Genomic DNA, 18,072 nt, shown 5'->3' on the forward strand with positions numbered 1-18,072 from the left:
TTTTTTGCATACTTAAGAGTGGAAATCTATTAAAATTTCCACTTCTTTAAATATATATTTTCTTAGTTTAACTCTAAAATTGTACCAGTTCTATTTGTAAATGATGTTTTACATTCTCTGTTAAAAATTTCAACAGCTTTTTCTCCAGTACAATGAGATAATCCTAATATTTCAACACCAGATTTCTTTAAATATTCAACCGACTTCTTAATCCTTTCATCATCTGCTTCTATAAGGTGTGTACCACCAATTATACCCACTATTTCTTCATTAGTTCTTTCTTTTATAGTTTTTACCATATTTAAAAATCCTGGATGAGCACATCCAAGTAATACTACTAAACCTTTTTCTGTTTTTATTCCTAAACATATTTCTTCATCAAATGTATCAACTACATATTCACCATTAACTTTACGTTTCATATTAGAATTTATTTTTTCAAAATCATAGTATTTATTAAAATTAGAAAATACAAAAATATTATCACATATTTCTAAAACATCTTTTTGTAAACTTTCTATTGAAAGTCCTTTACTTTCAATATAATTTTTATCAAAATTAGTTCCTATATAAGCATACCCAGGTTCTTTAGAAAAATCTGATTTAAGAGTTCCATCTGAATAATGATATTTATCTGTTCTATCAAAAAAATTATGGTTTACTATAAGTTTAGGCTTTATATTATAAGTTTCCAATAAACGTTTAACCCCACCGCAATGATCATAATGAGCATGACTTAAAATTAAAATATCAGTCTTTTTAAGATCAACATTTAATTTGGCAGCATTTTCAATAAAATCACCTGTTTTTCCTGTATCAAATAAAACATTACAATTATGCCCTTCAATAAACATAGAAAGACCATGTTCATTTTTTAATTTTTCTTCTTCATCCTGTGTATTTTCTATTAATGTAATTATTTTCATATTAACATCTCCCATTTTATATTGTAGCTGCAAACTCCTTTAAAAGTGCTGCAGTAGAATTAAGTTCTTGAACTGTTGCAGTAATTTCTTCTAATCCTGATGCTTGTCCATCCAATAATGAATTTGAAGCATTAAATCTATTATATATTTCATTTATTGAATTTTGTATATCACTTAATATTTCATTAATCTCACCTATAGATTCGCTACTTGATCTAGATAATTTTCTAATTTCATTAGATACTACACTAAATCCTTTTCCATATTCTCCAGCTCTTGCTGATTCTATAGCTGCATTTAATCCTAGCATATTAGTTTGTTTAGCTATACTCTCTATAAATTTTAATACATCATCCGTTTTCTTATAATTATCATTTGTAATCTCTATAAATTTTTCTATATCTGTATTAGTTTCAGATATTTTTTGAAGTCCAGATGACATATCAAATAAATTACTTCCTATTTGTTCTAATGATTCTGATAAATTATTTGACATATGTACCATTTTTTCTTTTCTTTCTACACTCATTCCAATTACTATTGTTCCAGCCATTTCATTATTTTCAAAAACCGGAATTGCTATAGTTTTTAGTGGTACACCAAAAACATTTTCAGGAACCATAACAGATACTTGTTTCTTAGCTTTTAAACATACATCAGCTGCACACCCTTCTGGTATTGTATCTCCTGTTTTAGAATTCATTTTTAAATTTTCACTCTCTTTAACTAATAAGAAATTTTCAGTATTAGAGATTGTAAAGATTAATTCATCCTCAAAATAATACTTAAAATAAGGCATTAACGTGTAAAATGCTTGCATTAGTTCATTGTCCGATATTTTGTTTATCATTAAAAATCACTCCTAAATTACTATTTATTTTAATAATGCACCTTTTGGAAAAATAGTAGTAAATTATACCGTTTTAAATTTAAATAATACTACTCATATAATTTTAATATCGTCCAAATCACTTTCAATATTATATCATCTTTTCATTTTTTTTAATAATTCTTTCATTATTAACATATTTGTTTAAATGTGTAATATCTCTTTACATCTTTAAAAACTCTATATTTTACACTGTATAATAGTTATTGTACCTGTTTTTTATAATATTTAATCTGTTGTTTTATACTTCCTAATATTTACTTACAAATAAATAGACCTAAATATTATTTAAATTAACATTTAGATCTATTTATATTAGGCATATGAAAATAAATAACAAGTCAAAGATGCCCAGGATATTTAAACTGCTTCTGATTTTTCAAATTGTGAATTATAAAGATTCGCATAAAATCCATTTTTACTTAACAGAGTTTCATGATTTCCTTGTTCGATAATATCTCCATCTTTCATTACAAGAATTAAATCAGCATCCTTTATTGTTGATAATCTATGTGCTATAACAAAACTAGTTCTTCCTTTCATTAGATTATCCATTGCTTTTTGAATAAGTATTTCTGTTCTTGTATCAACTGAACTTGTAGCTTCATCAAGAATTAGAATCTTTGGATCTGCTAATATAGCTCTTGCTATTGTTAATAATTGTTTTTGTCCCTGAGAAATATTACTTGCTTCCTCATTTAATTCCATATCATATCCATCTGGTAAAGTTTTTACAAAATTATGCACATGAGCTGCTTTAGCTGCTTTAATTACTTCTTCATTAGTTGCATCTAACTTCCCATATCTTATATTTTCCATTATGCTTCCATTATATAACCATGTATCTTGTAATACCATCCCAAAAGCTTCTCTAAGCTCACTTCTATTAAAGTTTCTCAAATCATTACCATCAATTAATATTGCTCCATCATTCACATCATAAAAACGCATTAAAAGCTTAATCATTGTAGTTTTACCAGCTCCTGTTGGCCCTACAATTGCAACTTTTTGTCCTTCTTTAATTTTAGAACTAAAATCATTTATTATAATTTTCTCTGGATTATATCCAAAATGTACATTTTTAAACTCTACACTACCATGAATTTCATTAATAGATACCGAATTTTTTACAGATTGCTCTTCTTCTTCCTCTTCTAAAAATTCAAAAACTCTTTCAGATGCAGCTGCTGTTGATTGTAGTAAATTTGAAACTTGAGCAATTTGACCAATGGGTTGAGTGAAATTTCTACTATATTGAATAAATGATTGAATATTACCAACTGTAATTCTTCCCTTAATTACAAAATATCCACCTAAAATTGATACTACTACATATCCAAGATTACCAACAAAAGTCATAATAGGCATCATAAGTCCTGATAAGAACTGTGATTTCCACGCTGATTTATATAGTATATTATTAGATTTTTCAAATTCATCAATTACCTTTTGTTCCTTATTAAATACTTTAACTATATTCTGTCCACTAAAAACTTCTTCAACTTGACCATTTACATGACCTAAATATTTTTGTTGTTCTTTAAAATATTTTTGAGATTTTTTTACTACAAAACCAATTATAATCATAGAAATTGGCAATATGCATAAAACTACTAAAGTCATTATCCAATCAATACTAAACATCATTACCATAATCCCTATAACTGTTGTAATTGAAGTTATAAGCTGAGTGGCACTTTGATTTAAACTTTGAGATAAAGTGTCTATATCATTTGTGAATATTGATAAAACTTCACCATGTGTTCTACCATCAAAGAACTTCATTGGCATACGATGTATTTTTTCTGATAGTTCTTTTCTTAATCTATATGTTAACTTTTGAGAAACATTTGTCATTAATATTCCTTGTATAAAAGAGAACACTGCACTAACAATATATAAACAAATTAAGATCCCTAATATCTTTGCAATTTTATCAAAGTCAATACCAGGCCCTCCAGAAATTTTTCTCATAAATCCTTCAAATAATTCCGTAGTTGCATTACCTAAGATTTTAGGACCTATTATAGAAAATATTGTACTTCCAATAGCAAAAATAAATACAAGAATAATAGATATTTTATATGTACTTAAGTATTTCATTAATTTATTCATAGTACTTTTAAAATTCTTGGCTTTTTCGCCTACCATCATTTTTCCACCCATTGGACCTTTTCTTTGCATATTCCTATTCATTTTCAAGCTCCTCCTTTGAAAGTTGTGATAAAGCAATTTGCTTATAAACCTCACAGGATTTTAACAATTCTTTATGGGTACCTTTTCCTACTATTTTTCCTTCATCTAAAACAATAATTTGATCAGCATTTAATACAGTACTAATTCTTTGTGCTACAATTAAAATAGTACTATCTTTTATTTGTTCATTTAATGCTTTTCTAAGAACAATGTCTGTCTTATAATCAAGAGCTGAAAAACTATCATCAAAAATATATATTTCTGGTTGTTTTGCAATGGCTCTTGCTATTGATAATCTTTGTTTTTGACCTCCTGATACATTATTTCCTCCTTGAGAAATTGAACTATTATACCTATCTTCCTTTTTCTCTATAAATTCAGTAGCTTGTGCAATCTTAGCTGAATTTATCATTACTTCATTTGAAGCATTTTCAACACCATATTTAATATTTGATTCTATTGTTCCTGAAAATAAGATTCCTTTTTGAGGTACATAACCAATCTTATCTCTCAAATCATGTTGAGTAACATTTCGTATATCTACACCATCAACTAATATCTCACCTTCTGCTACATCAAAAAAACGAGGGATTAAATTAACTAATGTTGTTTTACCAATGCCTGTACTTCCTATAATTGCTGTAGTTTCACCTGGTTTTGCAATAAAATTAATATTACTTAAAACATGTTCTTCTGCATTTGGATATTTAAAACTAACATTTTTAAATTCTATATAACCTTTTTTATTAACAGCAAATGACTTAGGAGAAATAGGATCTTTTATAAGTACTTCTGTATCTAGCACTTCTGCAATACGCTTTGCTGATACTTGTGCACGCGGCATCATAATTGATATCATTGAAATCATTAAAAATGCCATTATAATTTGCATTGTATACTGAATAAATGCCATTAAATCTCCAACTTGCATTGTTGCATTTTCTATTTTGCTAGCACCAACCCATACAATTAATACCGTAATTGCATTCATAATAAACATCATTGCAGGCATCATACAAGTCATTATCTTATTTACAAATAAATTAACATCTGTTAATTCTCTATTTGCCTTGTCAAAACGTTCTTTCTCATGATTTTCAGTACTAAATGCACGTATTACAGGAAGTCCTGTTAATATTTCTCTAGCAACTAAATTTATTCTGTCAACCAATTTTTGTAATTTTCTAAATCTAGGCATAGCTATTACAAATAATACAAGTACAAGACTTAATATCGAAAGTATTGCTACACCAATTACCCAAGACATTGTGCTATTAGTATTTAATACTTTTATAAATGCACCTATTCCAAGGATTGGCGCATATAATACAAATCTAAGTACCATTACTGCAAGAGTTTGAACTTGTTGAATATCATTAGTACAACGTGTAATTAATGATGCTGTTGAAAAATCATCAAATTCTTTATTTGTAAATCCAACAACTTTTTTAAATACGCCACTTCTTAACTTACGGCTAAATATAGCTGCTACTCTTGAAGCTAATAAAGTTACAAGTATTGTTGCCATCATACTAATTAATGCAAATCCAATCATCTTTGTGCCAGTTGAAAATATATAATTAGTCTGATATTTATCCATATTAATGCCAATTTTAGTATATTCACCTCTTACAAATGAAACTGCCATTTGATTAATGCTGCTATTATCTAATTTACTAAGCATTTCATTCATATTTGATGTTATTTCTTTTAATTGTTCCTTGGACATAATTGCAAATGCATCAAATATATCAGGGTTTTCTGGCAATGCTCCAGTAGGAAATGAACTTATTATTTTATTTTCCATGATTTTAACTTCATCTGATTCACTTTGAAAATTTTCAAGGATAACCATTGGTTTTGCAAATATTAAATTCAATTCTTCAATTTTATCTTTATCAATATTTTTACTTACATAAATATTTTCTTTTTCTAATATAGGATACTTATCATATAAATTTGATCCTCTGCTAATCAAATCATAATTTTTTAATACTATTTCATAATCTTTATCATCCATAAATAAAGAAAGTTTTTTCATTTCACTTTCTCTAATTACATCTGGAGTTATTTTCTCTACCCCTTGATGTTGAATTCCTACATTAACAATATTTGAAGTATATTTAGGTAATGTTAAATCGCAAATTGATTGTACTACCAATAAGATTATTATTGCTAAAATAGGTAAAGTTGATTTTTTTAGATATTTTAATAATTTAAACATATCTCTTTATCCTTTCTTCAGTTGTTTATGCTTAGATAACTTTATCAATATTATTTGTAATATAAATGATATTAATATTTCTAAATAAATGTTGTTGGTTATCTTTTTACAATTATCAATGTTTGTTTACTATGTCATTCATCTTACAACGAAAATCAATGTATGTCAATAAATATTTACTATAAACATTTGTTGACATATATATAATTAGTGTATAAACTTAATATAACTATAATGTATAAAATCTTAATGAAATGTTAGGTGATTTTCTTGAAAAATAAAGATACTTTAGAAATTTTAAATGAATTAATGGAACTTTCATCTTTTATGAAAAAATTAATAATTAGGCCCACAGAAACAAACTCCGAAATAAATATTAGTCGATTACAAATGCAAACATTATCTGTATTATATAAATTTAATTCTATCAATATGACCAATTTAGCTAAACAACTTATGGTTACTAAACAACAAGCTACAGGTATAGTAAATAACTTAGTTAAAAAGGGCTATGTAAGTAGAGCAGTTAATCCTGAAAATCGTAAAGAAATCTTACTTAATAATACAGAATCTGGTGAAGAAATGATTAAAATGGTTAGATCTCATATGACAGATCGATTATATAAGTATTTTGATATACTATCACCTGAAGATAAAATCAAAGTTCTTGAAGCTTCAAAAGCAATAAATGAAGTTGTCAAAAAAATAGAACCAAAACCTTTAACTTAGGAGAGAATTTTATAAATTTTCAAAATATTTTCTGAATTATGAAAATGCCCTTGTTTTTTAATTTAAATCTGCTAAAATATAATTAGAGTTAGTAATAAACTAAAAAATAAATATATTCTTATTTGAATATATGAAAATTTATTTAATTATTTGAAAATAATAAATTACGACTCCTTTTTAATATTATTTAAAAGAGCAATGCTCACTATGTTAAAAAATCTTTTTAATTTAGTGAGCATTGCTTTTTTATTTCTAACAAATTAAATTTCTCTTATAAAAAAATATTTATAAAACCTTAAATTTAACTAAAATATATATCTATTTGTAATTTTATTACTCTTATAAGAATATATAAAAATATATGACTAAGGCTTATGAAAATAAGTAACAAGTCAAATATGTAACGGATATTTTGTGAAATACAATGACTTAGGTTCTGATAATAGTTGTGCTATTAGTAAGTTCCAAGGAAAAATTAATTCATAAAATAAACTAGCATACTGACTAGTTATTTATTTGAATGCGCCTAATTAAAAGAGGTGTAAACGAAATGGATAATAATGCAGTAATCGCTTTATTACTTTCTTTTTTGGCTGGTACATCAACAGTATTAGGAGCTATTTTTGTATTATTTATAAAAAAGAAAAGCGATAAAATAATAACTTTTGCTCTTGGTTTTTCTGGTGGAGTAATGATTTGTATTTCTTTTACAGACTTGTTTCCTAATGCGAAAGAATCTTTAATAAAATATTATGGTAATGTTTATGGTATATTAATAACAATCTTTTATATGCTAACTGGCGTTATCTTTGCCTTGCTTATTGACAAATTTATTCCAAACGAACCAAAAAAATTTATGATATATGGTAGTGATAAACATTTAAATCTTTTCAAAGTAGGATTTGTATCAATGATTGCAATTACACTACATAATTTTCCTGAAGGTATCGCTACTTTTATATCAAGCTACCAAAATATCACTCTAGGAATTTCTATTTCTTTAGCTATAGCCATGCATAATATTCCTGAAGGAATTGCCGTTGCTATGCCAATATACTATTCTACTGGTAACAAGAGGAAAGCATTTAAGTATACTTTATATTCTGGTTTATCAGAACCTTTAGGTGCTATCATTGCTTTTTTTCTTTTAAAGCCATTCATTAATGATTTTATTTTAGGATTAATTTTTGCATTTGTAATGGGAATAATGTTATATATATCTTTTGAAGAATTAATACCATCATCTCGTGAATATGGATACAATAATCTATCCTTATATTCAATTTTTTTAGGAATATGTATAATGCCTATAACTCATATTTTTTTAAATTAAATATATAAATTACACTTTTAATTATTCATTAATTTTTAAACATATACTAAATTATTTTTTAATTTATGTGTAACCGATATTCTGTACATTAAAATATATATTTTCACATTTATCACTTTTAACTATTAAATTTTAGATTCAACTTTTTGTTTACAAAACTAAAAGGATGTATCTTAAAATAATTTATTTAACAATATTAGATACATCCTTTTAATTATTTACCTATTAATTTTTAAAATATAAATCTTTTAACTTTCCTGCAATCTCTTCTAAACTATTAGAAACCTGTTTTAATGAATACCCAAGTAATAATGGTGAAGTAACAAAGCGTGGAGTTATCTTACATATAATTTTTTCATTCCAATGATAAAAAAATAAATTGAAGCTATCGCATTTAGCAAAATAATCATTTAATATATATTGAACTATTTTTCTTATTCCATTAGATAAACTACATATATTTTTTAAATCATCACTTATTATAATATTAAATTCACTAAAACCATTTATGGGTTTTGTAGATAGATTTATCTCACAACATTCATTTTTAAATATTTCTACACCTTCAAAATATTTTTCATCTATATTCTCTCGATAATCTATATTATTTAACCCAACAATTTGCATATGAGCATGCTTTATGCTTCCCCCTGAATGTGGTCCATGATTCTTATAAAATATTACTGACTTATATTTATTGCTTTTTTCTATATTAAGCCAATGGCGTAAACTAAATCTAATTAGCTTTTCCATATATTCCGAATCATAATTTCCCATATTTAATTTACAGTCATACGTCTCTATAATGACTAATTGAAGAGTATCTTTTAATGTTGGAAATTTATTTTTTAATAATACAAATGGTCCATTTTCTTCAATAACATCTGTAAGTTTTTTTCTTTCACAAAAAGGACATTCTGTATTTTTATTATTAAAACTATTAGGTTTATTTTTTCCAATATCATTTATAAATATTATATATTCATCATTATGTTTAATCATAAATTCACCTGCAATTCAACCAAAAATTCAAATTTTTAATTTATATTAAAATACCTTAATATCACTAATTATATTATATTTCTATATAAGTTACAATTTTAGAAACTTCTAATTTATACTTCTACTGTTAATATTGTAAACTTATTTAAAATATTCTATCCAAAATTCTTAAAAATATTAAATTTTAATTTAATATTAACTTAATATAATTGAAATTAACATAATTATACTGTATGTTATAATATAACTGTAATTATTCTTTTTAGTTTAATTATATTTAATATATAAGGTACAATCAAAAATAATAAGTCATCTACCAGTATATTTTACCTCATGCTACGTCAACAAAATATCATGATAGATCCACTATGATAATACTTTGTCTCCTTACCTGCTGAAAAATATTCATGGCAGTTTTGAACTTATTATTTTATTTCATGTGCCTAATAACAAAAGGAGATTAAAATTATGAAATTTATTAAAACTATTTCAAGTAAATTTTTGATTATATTTATAACATTATGTTTATTTATTTCTTTTAGCCCAAAAATAACAGCTTTCGCTGATTCTTTTAAAGTCGTTACATTAGGTGGGGATTTAACTCAAGATCAAAAAAATCAAATGCTTAATTATTTCAAAGTCGGTAAAAATGATGCAAATATTTTAGAAATTACAACAAATGAAGAAAAAAATATCTTGGAAATGTTGCATCCCCTGCACAATTAGGTAATAAATCCATCTCTTGTTCTTACGTTGAACCCAAAAGTAAAGGTGGACTAACTATTTCTACATATAATCTTACATGGGTTACTGAGGGGATGATACGAAATGCTTTAATTACAGCTGGAGTTGAAAATGCTAATGTAATAGCTGCTGCACCATTTAAAGTTTCTGGTACTGCTGCTCTTGCTGGTATATTAAAAGGATTTGAAAATAGTTCTGCTGGTTCTAAAATAGATGAAGAAAAAAAGAAGTAGCTAATGAAGAAATTGTTGTTACTGGTTACCTTGGCGATAAAATAGGACAGGATGAAGCTGCACAACTAATAAATGATGTAAAAAAATATGTAGTCAAAGAAAAACCTGAAACTGATACTGAAATAAAAGAATTAGTTGAAAAGGCTATTAAAGAATATAAAATTAATTTAAGTAATGAAGATAAAGAAAGTATAAATTCTTTAATGACTAAAATAAATAATTTAGATCTTAACTATAGTAAAATAAAAGATCAATTAAATGATGCTGCTAATAAATTAAAAGAAGCCTTAAATAGTGAAGAAGCTCAAGGATTTTTCGCTAAATTAAAAGAATTCTTCGCTAATTTATTCCAATCAATGGCAGATTGGTTTTCAAAGGACTCAAATACTAATGAAGAACAATCAAAAAACAGTGATACATTAACAAATACTGAAAATTCTAATAAGGACAATACTTTAGATGGAAATTAAGATATAGATAAAAAATTTATCTTTTAAAATAACTAATAAAATTAAATTTAGAAAATAAATGAATAATATAAATTAAATTTAAATGTTATATTTTAAATTAATTTATGAAATAAATAATTTGGAGTGATAATTTAGCTATACATTTAGTATTTTTAGGTTAAATTATCACTTCTTTTTTTCTTGTTTATACATGAATACTCTTATAAAACATAAATTGCTAAAAAAAATAATAAATTTCTTAAATGTTTCACATACTAATTATGAAATTTTAAATAAATAAAAAGGAGATTTATTATATGAAAAAAACATTAATAAAATCTATAGCTTGTTATCTTTCTATAATTAGTATTACTGCTGTTATTCCTCAAAAAGTTAATGCTACAACTTTAACTTCAAGTGTAAGTTCTTTTAATAATGATTCTGCAAAAGATAAACATACTGGTAGTTGGATTTTTGATAAAGATAATTTAAATTATCTTTCAAAAAAGCAAAAGAAACAATTAGAAGAAATTAAAAAACTTAAAGATAATTGTAAGGAACTTTCTGAGGAACAAAAACAACAATTAATTGACATCAAAGAAACTGTTTTAAAGAAAAAATTAGGTGATGAAAAATATAAAGATTTTAAAGCATTAATAGAAAAGAAACATTGTAAGAAAGAACTTACTGAAGATGAGAAAGCTAAACTAAAGGAATACAAAGACATTATAAGATCATCAAAAAAAGATTCTAATCGTGCTACATTTAAAGACTTTTTAAGATAGTCATAAAGCAGAGAATAGTTTTTAGCTAGTTCTCTGCTTAATTTTTATAAATATTTATTTCAATTTTATTCTAAATATTATGAAAAATTTCTCGAATATAACTATTATATTTATTATAAATAACTTTCAATATCTATTTGATTCTTAACTTCTTCAAGGCCTACTCTCTCTATATAATCTCCTAATCTTTCTCTAGCTGTAGCATTTTCTGAATAAACTTTAATTATTTTTTCAACTAGTGGAAATAACTTTTCTTCTGAAACGTTAACCACAATTTTATCTGCAAGCCTTGGTTTTAATCCTCCTTTTCCACCAATTTGAACTGTCCATCCTTTAGGCATTCCAAATATTCCAATATCCTTTATATGGTTATCAGCACAACTTTGTGGGCATCCGCTAACACCAATTTTAAGCTTATTAGGTAAATCCATTCCATGATATAGTCCATCTAATTTACTACCAATTGCTACCGAATCTTGTAAACCTTTTTTACAGAAAGTTGTACCTGGACAAACCTTAACACTTCTTACACATAATCCAACAGCAGCTCCTGGCTTCATTCCTAAGTCTTTCCAAGCACTATCAATTTCTTCTTCTTTTATTCCAACTAATGCTATACGTTGAGCTCCTGTAACTTTTATAGCTTTAGCATCATACTTTTCTGCAACATCAGCTAAAGTTCTCAATTGACCTGGAGTAACAAGTCCAGCTGTTAAGTGAGGTGCTATAGCATATGTCTCCTTATCTCTTTGCAAAACTGCTCCCTTATCTAACAAATCTTTCTTCATGTCCATTGCCTCCCTAAGTAATACTATAAATAATTATTTAAAATTATTATTTTCATTTTTCTTAAATCAAATTATTGCTAAATCCTTATTTTAATAAATAAGTCTCTATTTATACATTTTACAAAGTACTAAGCTATAGGTGGTTAGTACTTTATAAAAAAATTCATTTTTAATTTAAAAATTCCACTAATATTTTATCATATTAATTTTTATCGGTAAATAATTATTTTTTACTAAAGTATGTTTAATAACAATTGTTTTCTTTTAAATTTGATTTTCTTTATTATATTTTTTACATTTAAAAAGATTTATATTCTCTTTAAATTTTTAATTTCCTATTATATATTTTAAAAAGCAAAGTGGCTAGCCATGTACCCTTTTCAAACGTAGTACAAGAATAGTGGTACAGCATATGATTATTTTTTATTCTTTAGGGATACTCATAATATCTTCAAAATACAGTGTTTTATAAATTATTTGCGGACCTTCCTAACGATATAATTTCCTAACTAATAAAAAAATGTACTCTGTATATTCCAGAGTACATTTATAATAAAATATTTATCTAACTAAAATTTTCTTTTTTAATTTTATTTACTAGATTCAAAACAAAATATATCATTATTATATTTATAGGAATCATTGTCAAATTCTTGAAAACCCTTAAATGAAGAAGTGCATAAAATCCCTTACCAAATAATATAGATAACCAAAAAGTATTCATCATTATATCTACAAAAATAACTGATATAATATTAGCAATTGCACATCTTGTCACTGTTATTTTCTTTTTGTATAATATACTTCCATATATTAATCCTGACATCATTGCGGATAATGTAAAACCAACAAAAAATGCACCTTTAGGATTTATTAAATAATTAAGTATATCCGATAAACCACCACACATTGCACCTACTATAGGTCCAAATAACATACTTATAGTTACAGATGCTAAAAATTCAAAACTAACATGTAAAAATGGTGTAATTTGGATTGTAAATAAATCTAAAATAAGTTTCATAGTTATTAATAATGAAGCTATAACTAGATTTCTTACATTTTTTAGTTCCTTTGATGAATTTAGAAATGTTGTATAAAAATTTCTCAAACAGAATCCCCCCCTTTTATTATATTTGCTGAATAAAAAAGAGAATTACTCTTTAATATTAACAGCGGAATGCAATATTTACACCGCAAACAAAAAGTTTTTCGTTTAAGAGGCAACTTCCCGTCCTCCTAACACTTAACGCGCAAATATCTACTCTGTCAATCAAGAAATTATGTGCTAATTCTATCAAAGTGGATTAACCTTGTCAATATAAAATATCATAAAATAAATTCTTCTACAATTAATCCCTTATCTTCTCTTAAATCAAGAAATTTATTTTCTAAAAATATAAGTGGTTTATCCAATTCATTAATATTCATTTGTACTATTTTACCTGTTTTATTGTTATTTAATTTAACTTTCCTACCAATATAATAATTTAATATATGCTTTAAAAATATATTACAATATTTATAATTTAATTTACCAAAACTCTCATCTTTAATTATCTTTATTGCTTCAAAAGGATGTTTTTTATTTCTATAACATCTATTAGAATTTATAGCCTCAAAAACATCTGCTATAGCAATTATCTTAGCAAAATCCGGTATCTTATCTCCATTTATTCCTAGTGGATATCCACTTCCATCCTCTCTTTCATGATGTAATAATACAGATTGACAAACAGATTTATCTAAAAAATTAATTTTCTTAATTATATTATAACCTAATACAGGGTGTTCTCTTATTTTCTTTAAATCATTAGAATTCAATCTTGTACTTTTATTAATTATACTATCATCTATCTTACATTTACCAATATCATGTAATAATGCTGAATATATTAATAATTTTATTTTATTATTTTCAAACCCAATCCAATTTCCAAGCAAACTGCTTATATATGCTACATTTAGGCTATGCCTATATATTGAATCATTCTCACTACCATAAAAGAGTAAATTGTTTATTAATACATCTGGTTCCTTAATAACATTTTTTAGCTCTGATATTAATTCTCTAAGCTCTTTAAGAGAATCTTTTTGTAACTCAGCAGTATTATCTAAAACATAATGTAAATCCTCACATATTTTATTTAATCTAAATTCTACTTTTTTAAGTTGTTTTTCTGAATCTTTTTTGCTACTTTCAGCTTTTTCTAATGTATCTTCTCCATAAACCCATACTTCATATATATTATATAAAGTTTGTAATTTTTTTAGTATTTTCTCCGTTACAATAACATTTTTTGATAATAATATATTCTTATTGTCTTGTATATCCTGTCCTATTACCATTCCGATTTTTAATTCACTTGTCTTTAAAAGCATTAAATTTTTTTTCACATTAATCACCTATAATTCAATTATCTATGCAATATCAGCAACTTATTTTTAAATTAATATTCTATCAATATATTATTATATTCTATAATTATTAATAATTTTCCTTTCATTCATAAAAAGCAAAAAGGGGCTGTTGCGAAATGGTTAAATTTTAATCATGAGCGACGCTCCTTTTCGATTTAAATCAATAAATCTCCCAATAATTAAAAGAGGATATAAATTATTGGGAGATTTTTTAATTTTAAACGCACTTAAATAAGCCTACTTAATATATTCCATAATTAGGCAGAGATTTTTAATTCATGAAGATGATTTTGAGTTCTTTCATTTTGGATTTTAGAATGTAATTTATTAATATTAAAACCAAAACAAAGCAAAATAAATTCCGTTTTAACGCTATTTTTTCCACGTGTTAAAAATCTATTGAATTCATAGTCACTTTTTAAAACTCCAAATGCTCCTTCGACCTGAATAGATCTATTCATTCTTAGTTTAGCACCTTTTTCAGTAGTAATATTTTTATAAGATACTTCACGCTTTTCTATAAAAGTTTTTGAAACTTGCATCTTTCTATTTGCTTTCGCTTTCGTACATTTTGCTTTGTAAGAGCAGTTATCACAACTTTCACATTCATATACAGTAACTTCGGCTTCATATCCACTTGCAAACTTTCTATGAATGATTGAAAAAGGTTTTAATTTCTTGCCATTATGACAAGTATAAGTATCTGTTTCTGAATTATATTGCATATTTTCACGTTTGCTTATATCATTTTTAAAACTTCTCTTTTTCCACTTTTCATAAGTTTGTGGTTTTATATATGGGATTTGATTATTACTTTCTAAAAACAAATAATTTTCTTCACTTTCATACCCTGAATCTGCAATTACATTGAGATGTTTACGTCCCAGCTTTTCCTGCATATTGTTCAGCATAGGTATTAGTGTTGCTATATCATTTCTATCTTGAAATATTCCGACACCGGTCACGTATTCACTTTCAACAGCTATTTGTACATTATAACCAGGTTTTAATTGACCATTTCTCATATGATCATCTTTCATATGCATGAAAGTTGCGTCAGTATCGGTTTTAGAATAACTATTTCTTTTTGATAATATTTCCTTGCTTGAATCATATTTTTCTTGTCTTTGCTTGTATTCAATCAATTGTTCTGTCCACTTTTGAATCTTACTTTTTCTTTTTCCAATTCCATGAACAAATTCTATGTTTCTATTTTGTTTTTCTAATGAAAGCCAGTCAAGAATTGCATCAATATTTTCTATCAATGTTTCTTTTCCTATAATAAAGTCTTTTAGCTCTTCAACATTGACATCTTCGATAAGTGCAACTATTTTATCAAACATTTTTTCTTCATTTTTATAAATTGATTTCTTCCAAACAAAAGTATAACGATTAGCATTCGCTTCGATTTTAGTACCATCTATAAATACATTTTCAAATAATATTTCCTTTTGCTCTGCTAAATATTTAACTTGCTGATAAAATAAATCTTCAATTACCTCATTTGAAAGATAATCTTTACGAAATCTACTAATTGTAGCATGATCAGGTGCTTTATAGCTTTGAAGCAACCACTTGAAGTTTATATCTCTTTTGCATGCCTTTTCTATTTTTCTGCTTGAATAAATATTTTGAGAATAAGCATAAGATAATATTTTGAACATGATTTTAGGTTCCACTGCCGGTTTTCTTCCAACGGAAGAGTACGCCTTATACAACTTTGTGTAATTTAATCCCTCCAATACATGGCTTAGCAAGCGGACAGAATCATCTTCTGGTATTAAGTTTTCTAAATTTAATGGTAATATAAGTTGAAAATTATCATTAAATTTATTATAATTTTTAATGTATGATTTGTTTATTAGCATAAGTTAATTATACAACTAATGTGAGTTCTTCGGAATTCACATTTTTTTATTTTCATAAAAAAATGAGCCGCTACAAAACTAACTATGTTAGTTTTGCAACAGCCCCTCTTATGTTAAATATTAATTTTTTCCTTCAAGATAACATTTTAATTTTTGAAGCATTAATATTATAGCTCCACCAATTATAAAAAACAATATATTAAAAGTATGTAAACTCATAGGTGGTTTAGGTACTTTTAGTGATGTAGGACCCATAAATACTGCATATATTGATCCAATCATAAGACCTAAAATTAAATATATTGTTTGTGATCTATAATTACTTAATAAATATTTTACTCCTTTTATTGTAATTAATATTCCAAAAAGAATACCAAATCCAAATACAATGCATACAAGTAAATAATCAAAATTTAATTTTAATACCTCTTTTACTGCATTCATTATAGGTGCATATAATCCAAATATTAAAAGTAAAGTTGAACCTGATATTCCTGGAAGAACCATTGCAGAAATAGCTATCATAGCTACTAAAAATATGTATATGCCTAATCCTAAAGTTAAATTATCTAACGACATGCCTACCGTATCTTTACTTCCTGCAACTGGATTAAAATAAGTTATTAATACAACTATACCTATACCCACTAAAGAAAAAAATATATTCTTATATTTATTTATAACAGAACTTTTTTCTTCTTTTATAATTACAGGTATAGCAAATATTATAAAACCAATAAATAGTGAACTTATTTTATAAATTTCCTTATCAAAAATTAATGTTAAAAACAATACAGAAGAAACAAAACCTGCAACCCACCCTATTCCTAATTTAAATAAAAATTTGAATGATTCTATCTTTTCTTCTTTATTTCCTGAAATAATATTACTTAATGAATTAATAAATTTATCATAAAATCCTAAAATAAATGCTATAGTTCCTCCTGACACCCCTGGAACACTATCTGCAAGAGCCATGCAGAATCCTCTTATAAAGTTTATTATATACATTACTAAATCTCCTTGCTTTTATTTAATACTTCACAATTACATAATTATACTATAATTACATAGTATTTTTAATAATTTTAATCTATTTTTAATAAATATATTTATATATAGGATTATAAAAAAATAACTGTCTAAAATAGAAATACTATTTTAGACAGTTATTTTTTTAATATTTTATAGGATTGGTTTTTTTATTCCCTGTTTTTGCTTTACCTTGAATTTCTGGTACAGGTTCAACATCATTCTTTTTATAATGTTGTTTATGATTACTTTCTGTTCCATGTGCATCATTAGGATCTGGTCTTCTCATTCCTGCTTTTGCCATGTTTTTCCCTCCTAGCAAATATATAATCTATCTATTTTAGTATTATAAAAAACTCTAAAGACTATACATTGAATGAAATTGAAATTAATATAATAAAAATAGAAGATAATAATATGCTTTTTAGTATTGCATCTTCTGGTACATTAAAT

The 18,072-nt window shown here is 25.4% G+C and carries 14 protein-coding genes, 1 pseudogene and 1 riboswitch; of the genes and pseudogenes, 4 read left to right on the plus strand and 11 right to left on the minus strand.

Annotation, left to right across the window (positions count from 1 at the left end; translation table 11 throughout):
• Positions 1–62: 62 nt before the first annotated feature.
• The 4 genes from BGI42_RS11770 to BGI42_RS11785 all read right to left on the minus strand — a co-directional run bounded on the left by BGI42_RS11770 (position 63) and on the right by BGI42_RS11785 (position 6,235).
• Positions 63–926 carry an MBL fold metallo-hydrolase gene (locus BGI42_RS11770; protein WP_069681081.1) on the minus strand — a complete coding sequence of 288 codons (864 nt, stop codon included), beginning with the start codon at positions 924–926 and terminating at the stop codon, positions 63–65.
• A gap of 16 nt (positions 927–942) precedes the next feature.
• The gene (locus tag BGI42_RS11775; protein ID WP_069680486.1) at positions 943–1,776 is read right to left on the minus strand and encodes a methyl-accepting chemotaxis protein; all 834 of its coding nucleotides are present in this window, start codon (positions 1,774–1,776) and stop codon (positions 943–945) included.
• A gap of 399 nt (positions 1,777–2,175) precedes the next feature.
• Positions 2,176–4,011 (minus strand): ABC transporter ATP-binding protein, encoded by a 1,836-nt coding sequence (locus BGI42_RS11780; RefSeq protein ID WP_069680487.1) that lies wholly within the window; start codon positions 4,009–4,011, stop codon positions 2,176–2,178.
• On the minus strand, positions 4,004–6,235 hold the full coding sequence (locus BGI42_RS11785) for an ABC transporter ATP-binding protein (RefSeq protein WP_069680488.1): 2,232 nt from the start codon (positions 6,233–6,235) through the stop codon (positions 4,004–4,006). The genes BGI42_RS11780 and BGI42_RS11785 overlap by 8 nt, the downstream gene beginning before the upstream one ends.
• A 270-nt stretch (positions 6,236–6,505) precedes the next feature.
• Between BGI42_RS11785 and BGI42_RS11790 the strand changes: the two genes are divergently transcribed.
• Together BGI42_RS11790 and zupT are read left to right on the plus strand one after the other, a co-directional pair.
• Positions 6,506–6,964: a MarR family winged helix-turn-helix transcriptional regulator gene (locus BGI42_RS11790; protein WP_069680489.1), complete on the plus strand. Its 459-nt coding sequence runs from the start codon at positions 6,506–6,508 to the stop codon at positions 6,962–6,964.
• A gap of 550 nt (positions 6,965–7,514) precedes the next feature.
• Complete coding sequence (gene zupT / locus BGI42_RS11795) at positions 7,515–8,297, plus strand: zinc transporter ZupT (protein ID WP_069680490.1); 783 nt, start codon at positions 7,515–7,517, stop codon at positions 8,295–8,297.
• 225 nt (positions 8,298–8,522) lie between these two features.
• Here zupT and BGI42_RS11800 read toward each other — a convergent pair whose 3' ends face one another.
• On the minus strand, positions 8,523–9,299 hold the full coding sequence (locus BGI42_RS11800; RefSeq protein WP_069680491.1) for a DUF4931 domain-containing protein: 777 nt from the start codon (positions 9,297–9,299) through the stop codon (positions 8,523–8,525).
• A 468-nt stretch (positions 9,300–9,767) separates the two neighbouring features.
• Between BGI42_RS11800 and BGI42_RS11805 the strand changes: the two are divergent.
• A pseudogene (locus tag BGI42_RS11805) lies at positions 9,768–10,746 on the plus strand (DUF1002 domain-containing protein).
• Positions 10,747–11,042: 296 nt separating this feature from the next.
• Entirely contained in the window at positions 11,043–11,510 is a 468-nt protein-coding gene (locus BGI42_RS11810) for a hypothetical protein (protein WP_069680492.1), read from the plus strand.
• Between the two features lie 113 nt (positions 11,511–11,623).
• Here the strand turns inward: BGI42_RS11810 and BGI42_RS11815 are convergent, their stop codons facing one another.
• The 6 genes from BGI42_RS11815 to BGI42_RS16280 form a co-directional block, all read right to left on the minus strand.
• A complete protein-coding gene (locus BGI42_RS11815; RefSeq protein ID WP_069680493.1) occupies positions 11,624–12,298 on the minus strand; it encodes a nitrite/sulfite reductase domain-containing protein in 675 nt (224 codons plus the stop codon).
• Positions 12,299–12,863: 565 nt separating this feature from the next.
• Positions 12,864–13,409 carry a folate family ECF transporter S component gene (locus BGI42_RS11820; protein WP_069680494.1) on the minus strand — a complete coding sequence of 182 codons (546 nt, stop codon included), beginning with the start codon at positions 13,407–13,409 and terminating at the stop codon, positions 12,864–12,866.
• A gap of 60 nt (positions 13,410–13,469) precedes the next feature.
• Positions 13,470–13,569, minus strand: a riboswitch (THF riboswitch).
• A 58-nt stretch (positions 13,570–13,627) separates the two neighbouring features.
• Complete coding sequence (locus BGI42_RS11825; RefSeq protein WP_069680495.1) at positions 13,628–14,695, minus strand: HD-GYP domain-containing protein; 1,068 nt, start codon at positions 14,693–14,695, stop codon at positions 13,628–13,630.
• Between the two features lie 281 nt (positions 14,696–14,976).
• Entirely contained in the window at positions 14,977–16,587 is a 1,611-nt protein-coding gene (locus tag BGI42_RS11830) for an IS1182 family transposase (RefSeq protein ID WP_069679135.1), read from the minus strand.
• 120 nt (positions 16,588–16,707) lie between these two features.
• Positions 16,708–17,598, minus strand: a complete 891-nt coding sequence (locus BGI42_RS11835; RefSeq protein ID WP_069680496.1) for a DUF368 domain-containing protein — start codon at positions 17,596–17,598, stop codon at positions 16,708–16,710.
• A gap of 166 nt (positions 17,599–17,764) precedes the next feature.
• Entirely contained in the window at positions 17,765–17,923 is a 159-nt protein-coding gene (locus BGI42_RS16280; protein ID WP_192875381.1) for a hypothetical protein, read from the minus strand.
• Positions 17,924–18,072: the final 149 nt, after the last annotated feature.

Source organism: Clostridium taeniosporum (assembly GCF_001735765.2).
In the GTDB taxonomy this organism is placed as follows: domain Bacteria; phylum Bacillota; class Clostridia; order Clostridiales; family Clostridiaceae; genus Clostridium; species Clostridium taeniosporum.

Bases quoted from the DNA above. Each gene is read 5' to 3' on its own strand.
- BGI42_RS11770 (WP_069681081.1), bottom strand. From the start codon at position 926: ATGAAAATAATTACATTAATAGAAAATACACAGGATGAAGAAGAAAAA.
- BGI42_RS11775 (WP_069680486.1), bottom strand. From the start codon at position 1,776: ATGATAAACAAAATATCGGACAATGAACTAATGCAAGCATTTTACACG.
- BGI42_RS11780 (WP_069680487.1), bottom strand. From the start codon at position 4,011: ATGAATAGGAATATGCAAAGAAAAGGTCCAATGGGTGGAAAAATGATG.
- BGI42_RS11785 (WP_069680488.1), bottom strand. From the start codon at position 6,235: ATGTTTAAATTATTAAAATATCTAAAAAAATCAACTTTACCTATTTTA.
- zupT (WP_069680490.1), top strand. From the start codon at position 7,515: ATGGATAATAATGCAGTAATCGCTTTATTACTTTCTTTTTTGGCTGGT.
- BGI42_RS11800 (WP_069680491.1), bottom strand. From the start codon at position 9,299: ATGATTAAACATAATGATGAATATATAATATTTATAAATGATATTGGA.
- BGI42_RS11810 (WP_069680492.1), top strand. From the start codon at position 11,043: ATGAAAAAAACATTAATAAAATCTATAGCTTGTTATCTTTCTATAATT.
- BGI42_RS11815 (WP_069680493.1), bottom strand. From the start codon at position 12,298: ATGAAGAAAGATTTGTTAGATAAGGGAGCAGTTTTGCAAAGAGATAAG.
- BGI42_RS11830 (WP_069679135.1), bottom strand. From the start codon at position 16,587: ATGCTAATAAACAAATCATACATTAAAAATTATAATAAATTTAATGAT.
- BGI42_RS11835 (WP_069680496.1), bottom strand. From the start codon at position 17,598: ATGTATATAATAAACTTTATAAGAGGATTCTGCATGGCTCTTGCAGAT.
- BGI42_RS16280 (WP_192875381.1), bottom strand. From the start codon at position 17,923: ATGGCAAAAGCAGGAATGAGAAGACCAGATCCTAATGATGCACATGGA.